Annotated in this window: 8 protein-coding genes; 3 read left to right on the top strand and 5 right to left on the bottom strand. The window is 72.4% G+C overall.

Going from position 1 to position 8,677, the window contains the following annotated elements:
- The 5 genes from VFN12_RS04960 to VFN12_RS04940 form a co-directional block, all read right to left on the bottom strand.
- The coding region (locus VFN12_RS04960) for an NAD(P)/FAD-dependent oxidoreductase (protein ID WP_325117495.1) at positions 1-983 on the bottom strand (983 nt) is incomplete at its 3' end.
- A 4-nt stretch (positions 984-987) separates the two neighbouring features.
- The gene (locus VFN12_RS04955) at positions 988-1,698 is read right to left on the bottom strand and encodes an anti-sigma factor (RefSeq protein WP_325117493.1); all 711 of its coding nucleotides are present in this window, start codon (positions 1,696-1,698) and stop codon (positions 988-990) included.
- On the bottom strand, positions 1,695-2,303 hold the full coding sequence (gene sigK / locus VFN12_RS04950) for an ECF RNA polymerase sigma factor SigK (protein WP_325117492.1): 609 nt from the start codon (positions 2,301-2,303) through the stop codon (positions 1,695-1,697). The genes VFN12_RS04955 and sigK overlap by 4 nt, the downstream gene beginning before the upstream one ends.
- A 44-nt stretch (positions 2,304-2,347) precedes the next feature.
- Positions 2,348-2,989, bottom strand: coding sequence for a fasciclin domain-containing protein (locus tag VFN12_RS04945; RefSeq protein WP_325117491.1), 642 nt, complete (start codon positions 2,987-2,989; stop codon positions 2,348-2,350).
- 77 nt (positions 2,990-3,066) lie between these two features.
- Complete coding sequence (locus tag VFN12_RS04940) at positions 3,067-4,590, bottom strand: molybdopterin-dependent oxidoreductase (RefSeq protein ID WP_325117490.1); 1,524 nt, start codon at positions 4,588-4,590, stop codon at positions 3,067-3,069.
- 56 nt (positions 4,591-4,646) lie between these two features.
- On the opposite strand from VFN12_RS04940, the gene VFN12_RS04935 reads away from it, so the two are divergent.
- From VFN12_RS04935 to VFN12_RS04925, 3 genes are all read left to right on the top strand, one after another.
- On the top strand, positions 4,647-5,396 hold the full coding sequence (locus VFN12_RS04935) for an enoyl-CoA hydratase-related protein (protein ID WP_325117489.1): 750 nt from the start codon (positions 4,647-4,649) through the stop codon (positions 5,394-5,396).
- Between the two features lie 107 nt (positions 5,397-5,503).
- On the top strand, positions 5,504-7,717 hold the full coding sequence (locus VFN12_RS04930; RefSeq protein ID WP_325117488.1) for a HelD family protein: 2,214 nt from the start codon (positions 5,504-5,506) through the stop codon (positions 7,715-7,717).
- A gap of 166 nt (positions 7,718-7,883) precedes the next feature.
- The coding region (locus VFN12_RS04925) for a chorismate-binding protein (RefSeq protein WP_325117487.1) at positions 7,884-8,677 on the top strand (794 nt) is incomplete at its 3' end.

Here is an 8,677-nt window from a genome sequence, read left to right as displayed (position 1 = left end):
GCCCGGGCTCCCGCGGCCCGGGGCAGCAGGGACTCGTCGGTGTGGAGCAGCGCCGTGTTGTCGGAGTAGGGAATGGCGGCGAGCACCTCGCGCTGCTCCGGTGTCGGCTCGGCCAGCATCGCCAGCGCCGGCCCGGGGTGGGTGGCGATCACGACGGCGTCCACGGTGGTGATGTCGCCGTTGCCGTCGGTCACCTCGACACCGGAGCCGGTGTCCCGCACCGAGGTGACCTTGGTGCTCACGCGCACGTCGTCGAGGCCGGCGGCGACCCGGGCGACGTACTCGCGGGAGCCGCCGACGACCGTGCGCCAGGTGGGCGAGCCGAAGACCTGCAGCATCCGGTGGTGGTGCAGGAACTCGAAGAGGTAGCGGGCGGGGTAGTCGAGCGCGACCTCGGGGTCGCACGACCACACCGCGGCGACGAGGGGCTCCATGAAGTGCCGCTCGAAGTAGGCGGAGAACCGGCCGGCGCGCAGGAAGTCCCGCAGCGTCGTGTCGACCCGCCCGAAAGTCCTGGATTGAGGAGGTCGCTCAGCGACCGTCTCGAAATCTTCGGGCGGGTCAGCGAGCAGGGCCCGCGCGCGGCGGTGGAACCGCGGGATCTCGGTGACCAGGCGCAGGTACGCCGGGTTGGACAGGTTGGCGCCGCCCGGGAACAGTCCGCGCGGGCCGAGCGCGCCGGCGTACTCGAGGCCGGTCTCGTCGTCGCGCACCGACAGCGACATCTCCGACTCCTGGGTCTCGACGCCGAGCTCGGCGAAGAGGCGGAGCAGGGTCGGGTAGGTGTGCCGGTTGTGGACGATGAAGCCGGTGTCGATGGCCAGGGTGCGTCCGTGCTCCCGCACCAGGTGGGTGTCGGCGTGACCGCCGAGGCGGTCGTCGGCCTCGAAGAGCGTGACCCGCGCCGAGCGTGCGGCGACATGGGCGGCCATCAGCCCGGCGACACCGGAGCCGATGACGGCCACGCGTCGTGGAGTGCTCACCGGGTCAGGCCTGTTCGAACGCGAAGAGCGTCACCGGTGGCAGGGTCGGTTCCTCGGAGCCGCCGGCAGGCTCGACCGTGATGCCCGCGCCGGTGGCGGTGGCGGGGTCGCCCTCGAGCAGGATCATCTGCTCACCGCCCTGGGCCATCAGGCCGGCGGGCACCATGCCGATGCCCTCGTGGTCGAGCCAGAGCTCGTAGACCTTGCCCTCCGGGGGTGGCGCCATGTTCTTGGTGACCAGCACCGCCTTGTTGAGCGAGCGGGAGCGGACCATCGTGGCCTCGGAGCCGTCGATGGCCTTCGTGTACCTCTCGGCGTCGTCGGCCTGCAGCACCTGGTCGACGGCGCTGAGCTGGGTCTGGCTGGTGTCGTCGGCCCAGGGCTGGGTCACCACGACACCGGTCCCGACGGCCGCGACCAGGGCGGCCGCGGCGGCCAGGGGAGCCAGCCGAAACCGGCGGCGGGTCGCCGCTCCCGTCGCGACGGCCGGGGGCAGGGGGCGCACGGTGGCGATGTCGGCCAGGACGCGCTCGCGCAGGCTCTCGGGCGGCGCGGTCGCGGTGGTCTCGGCCAGCAGGGCGGCCGTGGAGCGGAGGCCGGCGACCTCGGCGCGGCACTCCGCGCACTCGGCGAGGTGACGCTCGAACTGGGCACGCTCGATGTCGTCGAGCGCATCGACGGCGTAGGCGCCGGAGAGGGCATGGATCTCGATCATGACGCACCCACTCCCATCTCGTCGCGCAGCCGGATCAGCCCGTCCCGGATCCGGGTCTTCGCGGTGCCGACCGGTAGGTCCAGCATGCTCGCCACCTCCGTGTGCGTGTAGCCGCCGAAGTACGCCAGCTCGATCGCCTGGCGCTGTGCGTCGGTGAGCGACGCCAGCGCGCCACGGACCCGGCGTGCTTCGAGTGAGGCCTGGGCGGCCTCGGCGGTCGCGTCGTGCGCGACCGGTTGGTTCCTGTCGTGGTACGTCGTGTCCCGCCGGCTCGAGGCCTCGGCCGAGCGGACCCGGTCGACCGCCCGGCGGTGCACGATGGTGAGCAGCCAGGCGACGGCGCTGCCGCGGTCCGGGTCGAACCGGCCGGAGGTCCGCCAGATCTCCAGGAACGACTCCTGGACGACCTCCTCGGCCTGGGCCCGGTCGCGGACGACGCGGACGGCGAGGCCGAAGACCCGCGCTGCCATCGCGTCGTACAGCCGGGCGAAGGCGGACTCGTCGCCGCGCCCGGACAGCTTCAGCAGCTGCCCGAGGTCGGGCGCCTCCGGCGCCCCCGCTTCGGGAGCGGGAGCGCCGGAGGGTGTCGGCCGGATCGGTTCCACAGTGATGATCCTTGCGTGTCGTCTCGCTGATCGGGAAGAGCGAATCAGGAAGGCATCAGCACCGTGTCGATGACGTAGACGGTGGCGTTGGCCGTGGGGACGTTGCCGCAGAGGACCTGCGCCTTCTCGTCTCCGATGGTGGCCTGCTCGCCGGTGCCGTTGATCTTCAGCATGTCGCCGTTGAGCGTCTCGAACTCACCGGACAGCTCGTCCGGGGAGATCTGCTCGCCGACCACGTGGTGCTTGAGGATCGAGCCCAGCATCTGCGTGTCCGCCATGACGGCCTTCAAGTCCTTCGGCGGGATCGCCTCGAAGGCCGGGTCGGCCGGCGCGAACACGGTCAGCTGGGGAGCCGAGTTGAGCGGCTCGACCAGTCCGGCCTCGGTCACTGCGGCGACCAGCGTCTTGAGGAGCGGGTTGGCGCTCGCGGCGGAGGCGACCGGGGCGGTGGCCATGCCGTCGAACGAGCCGGCGCCACTGGTGGGCACCTGCGCGCAGCCCGCACCGTAGGTCTCGGCGCTCGCCTCCTCCATGGGCTCGGACTGCTCCTGGGTGGGCTCCTCGGACTGGGTGGTGTCGTCGGCGCTGCTGGTCGACTCCTCGCCGCCACAGGCGGCCAGTCCGAGCGAGAGGGTGACCGCGGCAACGGCGAGACCGCCGGTGCGACGGATGGTGTTCAGCTTCATGGGTCGAGCCTTTCGTTGGCGGTCGGTCGTGCGTGCTGATGTCAGTGGTTCGGCGCCGGTCGCGAGGCGGATTGGTCTCAGCCGACCGTGACGATGATTCGTTGCCGGCCGCTCGACCCGTTCGGGAACGGGGCTGCCTTGGCGTCGGTCTGCACTGCGCCGTCGAGGTCGGTGGCGCGCACCGAGAGGTCGTGCTCGCCCGCCTCGGCCGTCCACGGGAAGTACCACTGGCGCCAGTAGTCCACCCCCACGTCGGGGCCCAGCTCGGCCTCCTGCCAGGCGCCGCCGTCGACCTGCACCTCGACCTTCCCGATGCCGCGGGTCTGGGCCCACGCGACCCCGCCGATGAACGTGTCACCGGCGTCGATCGTGGAGAAGGACTGCGGGGTGTCGATCCGGCTGGCGGTCTTGATCGGGGCGTCGGTCGCCCACTTGCGGTCGGTCCAGTAGGCCGTCTTCTCGGCGTACGTCGTCAGCGTCATCCGCGAGATCCACTTGGTGGCACTGATGAAGCCGTAGAGGCCCGGGATCACCATCCGCGCCGGGAAGCCGTGCTCCTCGGGGAGGGCCTCGCCGTTCATCCCGACCGCGACCATCGCGTCCTCCTGCGCCAGCGCCATCTCGAGCGGGGTGCTGAGGGTCATCCCGTCCACGTCGGTGGAGAAGATCTGGTCCGCGCCGCCGCCGACCCCGGCCTGGTCGAGCAGGTCGGAGAGGCGGACGCCCAGCCACCGGGCCGCCCCGACGTAGGGACCCCCGACGTCGTTGGAGACACAGGTCAGGGTGATGTCCCGCTCGATCATCGGCATCGCCAGCAGGTCGGCGTAGGTGAAGGTGAGCTCGTTCTCGACGTCGCCGTCGATGGTCAGCGTCCAGTCGTCGAGGTCGACGATGGGGAGCGTGAGTCGGGTGTCGACCCGGTAGAACGAGCTGGTCGGCGTCTGCAGCCGGCTGATGCCCGGGACCGTGCCGCGCAGGTCGGTGGGCAGGCCGGGAGCCGGGTCGGCAGGCTGCGGCAGGGACACGCCGGCAGGCGTCGTACGCCGTCCGGTGACCCACTGCCCCGCGCCGGCGAGCACCGCGGCGGCCACGCCGAGGGCGCCCGCCGCCAACAGGACTCCGCGGCGGCTGGGAGCGGTCGCGTCGTCGGCGGCCGTCGTCGGCCGGACCCCGTTCTCGCGCGCGAGCCTGGCCAGCAGCCACAGGGCCGCGACCCCCACGATCCCGGCGACGACCGCGGGCAGGACGTCGAGGGCGGCGGCACCGGGGCGCAGCAGCGACATCACGGCGGCGGAGGCGACCAGGAGCACGAGCACTCCGGCGCCCAGCAGGAACCGGCGGCGCGCCAGCAGGCCGGCGACCGCGGCGAGGACGAGGGCGCCCAGCATCACCGAGCCGACCAGGACCGCCTTGTCGTCGTCACCGAACGTCCGGATCGCCCACTCCTTCATCGGCGTGGGGGTCAGGTCGATCACGGTCGACCCCACGGTGAGCACCGGGGAGGCGGCCGGGTCGGTGAACGCCGCGACCAGGTGGCCCGCGGCCATCCCCACGAGGGTGGCGAGGATGCCGAAGCCGGCCCAGATCAGTCGTCGCGTCATGGAGGGGGTTCGGAGCCGCGACCGCGCCGGATCCCGTGCTGCGGCAGGATGCGGCCATGGACTCCCTCGTGCGGTACGACGTCGCCGACGCGCTGGCGACGATCACCCTGGACTCGCAGCACAACCGGAACGCCCTCTCGCGGCAGCTGGTGACCGAGCTGTTCGGCCACCTCGAGGCGGCCGAGGCAGACGAGGCCGTCCGGGTGGTGCTCATCCGGGCCGAGGGCAAGGTGTTCTGCTCCGGCGCCGACCTGTCCGAGGCGACCAGCGACGGCATGGAGGAGGGCGCCCGCCGGATCGTCGAGCTGCAGCGGCTGATCGCCACCATGGGCAAGCCGGTGGTGACCCGGCTGCACGGCGCCGTCCGCGCCGGTGGCATCGGCATCGTGGCCGCCTCCGACATCGCCGTCGCCACCGAGGACGCCACCTTCGCCCTCACCGAGGTCAAGCTCGGCCTGGCCGCCGCGATCATCTCCCTCACCGTCCACCACCGGATGAACCCGCGCGCGGCCGCGCTGACCACCCTCGGTGGTGAGGTGTTCAGCGGTGTCCAGGCCGCGTCGTACGGCCTGGTCACGGCGGCCGTGCCGGCCGACCGGCTCGACGCCGAGGTGGAGCGGGTGTGCGGCTCGCTCGCCACGGGCGCGCCCCAGGGACTGCGCGAGTCCAAACGGATCCTCAACCGCGACCTGCTCGCCCGGATCGACGCCGGCGGCGAGGAGATGGCGGCCCTCTCTGCCCGCCTCTTCGCTTCCGACGACGCCCGCGAGGCGATGACGGCGTTCCTGAACCGCCGGAAGACCTAGCGGGTCGTGCGCCCGAGGACGACCGGTGGGCGTTCGCAGGCACACGACCCGACCGCCGGGTAGGCTTGAGGACTTGCCAGATTTCCCGGGACCAGAGAGAACGACCGTTGACCGAAGAGCTTGCCGGGCGTGAGATCGCTCGCGAGCAGGAGTTCGTGGACCGCGTCTACCTCCAGCTCGAGAAGTCGTCACGGGCTGCCCAGGAGATCGCCCGTGAGGGGCACGGCCGGGGACGGCTGGGCCACGAGGGCGGGCTGGTCGAGCGCGACGCCATGGTCTTCCAGGCCGCCCGCCGCATCGCCCAGCTCGACGCCGCCCACGAGGGGCTGGTGTTCGGGCGCCTCGACCTGCGCGACGAGGTCGACCCCGAGCCCCGCTACATCGGCCGGATCGGCCTCAGGGACGAGCAGCGCGACTCGATGCTGATCGACTGGCGCGCGCCCGCGGCTGCCGTGTTCTACCAGGCCACCGCGGCCGCGCCCCACGACGTCGTACGTCGGCGCGTGCTGCGCTGCACCGGGCCCCGGGTCGTCGGGGTCGAGGACGAGCTGCTCGACGCCGGCGCGCAGACGGGGGCCGACACCGACCTGCCGATCGTCGGCGAGGGTGCGCTGATGGCCCAGCTGTCGCGCGCCCGCGACCGGTCGATGCACTCGATCGTCGCCACCATCCAGGCCGAGCAGGACCAGGCGATCCGTGCCCCCTCCCGGGGCGTGGTCTCGATCTCCGGTGGTCCGGGCACCGGCAAGACGGTCGTCGCCCTGCACCGGGCGGCGTACCTGCTCTACACCGACCGTCGCCGCTACGAGGGCGGTGGCGTGCTGATCGTCGGACCGAGCGGCGTGTTCATGCGTTACATCGAGCGGGTGCTGCCGTCCCTCGGTGAGACCGCGGTCGCGCTGCGCTCGCTCGGCGAGGTCGTCGACGGGGTCCGGGCGGTGCGTCACGACGAGCCGGCGGTCGCCGACGTCAAGGGGTCGGCGCGGATGGCCGAGCTGATGCGGCGTACGGCGCGGCAGCAGGCGCCGGGCAGCCCCACCGAGTTCCGGATCTTCTGGCGTGACGACTCCATCGTGCTGGACCGTGGACTGCTGGGCCGGCTGCGCCGTCAGCTGATGTCCCACGGTCGCCGCAACCGCCAGCTGCCCCGGGTGGCCGCGACCCTGCTCGACGCCATGTGGCGACAGGTGACCGGCGAGCGCGGCCGGGACCGTGGTCGCGAGGCGTTCGACGACGAGATGCTGTCCACCCAGGCGTTCGTCGACTTCGCGATCGAGTGGTGGCCGCCGCTGGACGCGCCGACCGTGCTCTCGTGGCTGCGCGACCCCGACTTCCTGGCCCGGGTGGCCGACGGCGTGCTCAGTGGGGAGGACCAGCGCCTGCTGGCCAAGTCCTGGGGTTCGTCGGTCGGCCACGGCGAGCTCCCCGACGTCTCGGTGGAGGACGTGCCGCTGCTCGACGAGCTGCGCTACGCCCTCGGCGACGTGCCCGCCCGGCACGAGGAGGACCACCAGCTCGACGACACTCTGTCGACCCGGGAGGGCGGCGTCGACCTGGCCGAGCTCACCACCGCCGCCGACCGCGAGTACGCCCCCACCGGTCGCGCCTGGGCGCCGCCGACGCACCGGATCGAGGACGACGGGTTCGCCCACGTCCTCGTCGACGAGGCCCAGGACCTCTCGCCCATGCAGTGGCGAATGGTCGGACGACGTGGCCGGGCCGCCTCGTGGACCATCGTCGGCGACCCGGCCCAGTCGTCGTGGCCGGTGCCCGAGGAGTCCGCCGCGGCTCGGGCCGCCGCGCTGGAGGGCAAGGCGCTGCACGAGTTCCACCTGTCCACGAACTACCGCAACTCCTCCGAGATCTACGCCCACGCCGCGGCGTACGCCGAGCGCGTCGGGCTGGACGCCGACCTGCCGACCGCGGTCCGCTCCACGGGCGTGCCGCCCCGGGAATTCTCCGATGTCGCAGACCTGGAGTCCGCGACCCGGCAGGTGGTCACCGAGATGGCCGGGCAGGTGTCGGGCACCGTCGCCATCGTCGTCCCCGTCGCCCGGCGCTCCGAGGTGAACGCCTGGCTGGCCTCGTGGCCCGAGCTCGCCGCCGACGCCCCGGCCGCGCGCGCAGCCGTGGGCTCCACCGCGACGCCGTCCGGTGACGACCGGGTCGTGGTGCTGACCGGCCTCGACACCAAGGGCCTGGAGTTCGACGGGATCGTCGTCGTGCGGCCGCAGGAGATCGAGGCCGAGTCCGCCACCGGCCGCGCCACCCTGTACGTCGTGCTGACCCGCGCCACCCAGCTCCTCACGACCATCTCCTAGACCGCGAGTCGGCGCGTCTGCAACGCTCCTGAGGCCCGAGTCGGCGCGCTTGCAGCGCTGATGAGGCGTGAGTCGGCGCGTTTGCACACTCTGCCTTCGCATTTGCGCCGTCTCGGCCACCCAGAGCGTTGCAGATGCGCCGACTCGCCGGAACTAGGGTTTGCGCATGACGCCCACGACTGCCCGCGCCGCGATCGAGCAGGTCCAGGGGCACGAGGCGTGGGCGATCATCCGGCGCTCCACCCGGGCCGGGGACCGGGACACGGTCGGGATCGTGGGTGGCCGCCGCCAGGTGGTCGAGTCGATCCTCGACGTACCCCTCGAGGAGGGCGTACCCGAGGACGGCCACATCGCCGACCGCCTGCTGGCGATCCCGTTCCGCCAGGTGGCCGAGCGGGGGTTCGAGGCGCACGACGACGGCACGCCGCTGGTGGTGGTCGAGGTCGAGAGCGAGCTGGAGTTCTCGGTCGCCGAGGTGCTCGACGCGATCGACGACACCGGGGTGGACTTCGCCGACCGGGGCGGCTTCGAGACCGACGACCAGGAGTACGCGCGCCTCGTCGAGGCGATCATCCGGGACGAGATCGGGCAGGGGGAGGGCGCCAACCTGGTGATCGGCCGCCACTTCCGGGCGCAGGTGGCCGACTGGGGCGCGGCGACGGCCCTGACCGTGTTCCGCCGCCTGCTCGAGCGTGAGCGGGGCGCCTACTGGACCTACGTGTTCTTCACCGGCGACCGCTACCTCATCGGCGCCAGCCCGGAGCGGCACGTGACCATCCACGGCGGTGACGTCCGGATGAACCCGATCAGCGGCACCTTCCGGATCCCGAGCGAGGGCGCCGTGACGCCTCGTCTCCTCGACTTCCTGAGGGACGAGAAGGAGATCTACGAGCTCTTCATGGTGGTCGACGAGGAGCTGAAGATGATGTGCGACCTCTGCACCGAGGGCGGGCAGGTGCT

Origin of the sequence: Nocardioides sp., from assembly GCF_035703625.1 — a bacterium.
Taxonomy (GTDB): Bacteria; Actinomycetota; Actinomycetes; order Propionibacteriales; family Nocardioidaceae; genus Nocardioides.
This window is presented reverse-complemented; position numbering and strand designations above follow the sequence as displayed.

Bases quoted from the DNA above. Each gene is read 5' to 3' on its own strand.
- VFN12_RS04955 (WP_325117493.1), bottom strand. From the start codon at position 1,698: ATGATCGAGATCCATGCCCTCTCCGGCGCCTACGCCGTCGATGCGCTC.
- VFN12_RS04945 (WP_325117491.1), bottom strand. From the start codon at position 2,989: ATGAAGCTGAACACCATCCGTCGCACCGGCGGTCTCGCCGTTGCCGCG.
- VFN12_RS04940 (WP_325117490.1), bottom strand. From the start codon at position 4,590: ATGACGCGACGACTGATCTGGGCCGGCTTCGGCATCCTCGCCACCCTC.
- VFN12_RS04935 (WP_325117489.1), top strand. From the start codon at position 4,647: ATGGACTCCCTCGTGCGGTACGACGTCGCCGACGCGCTGGCGACGATC.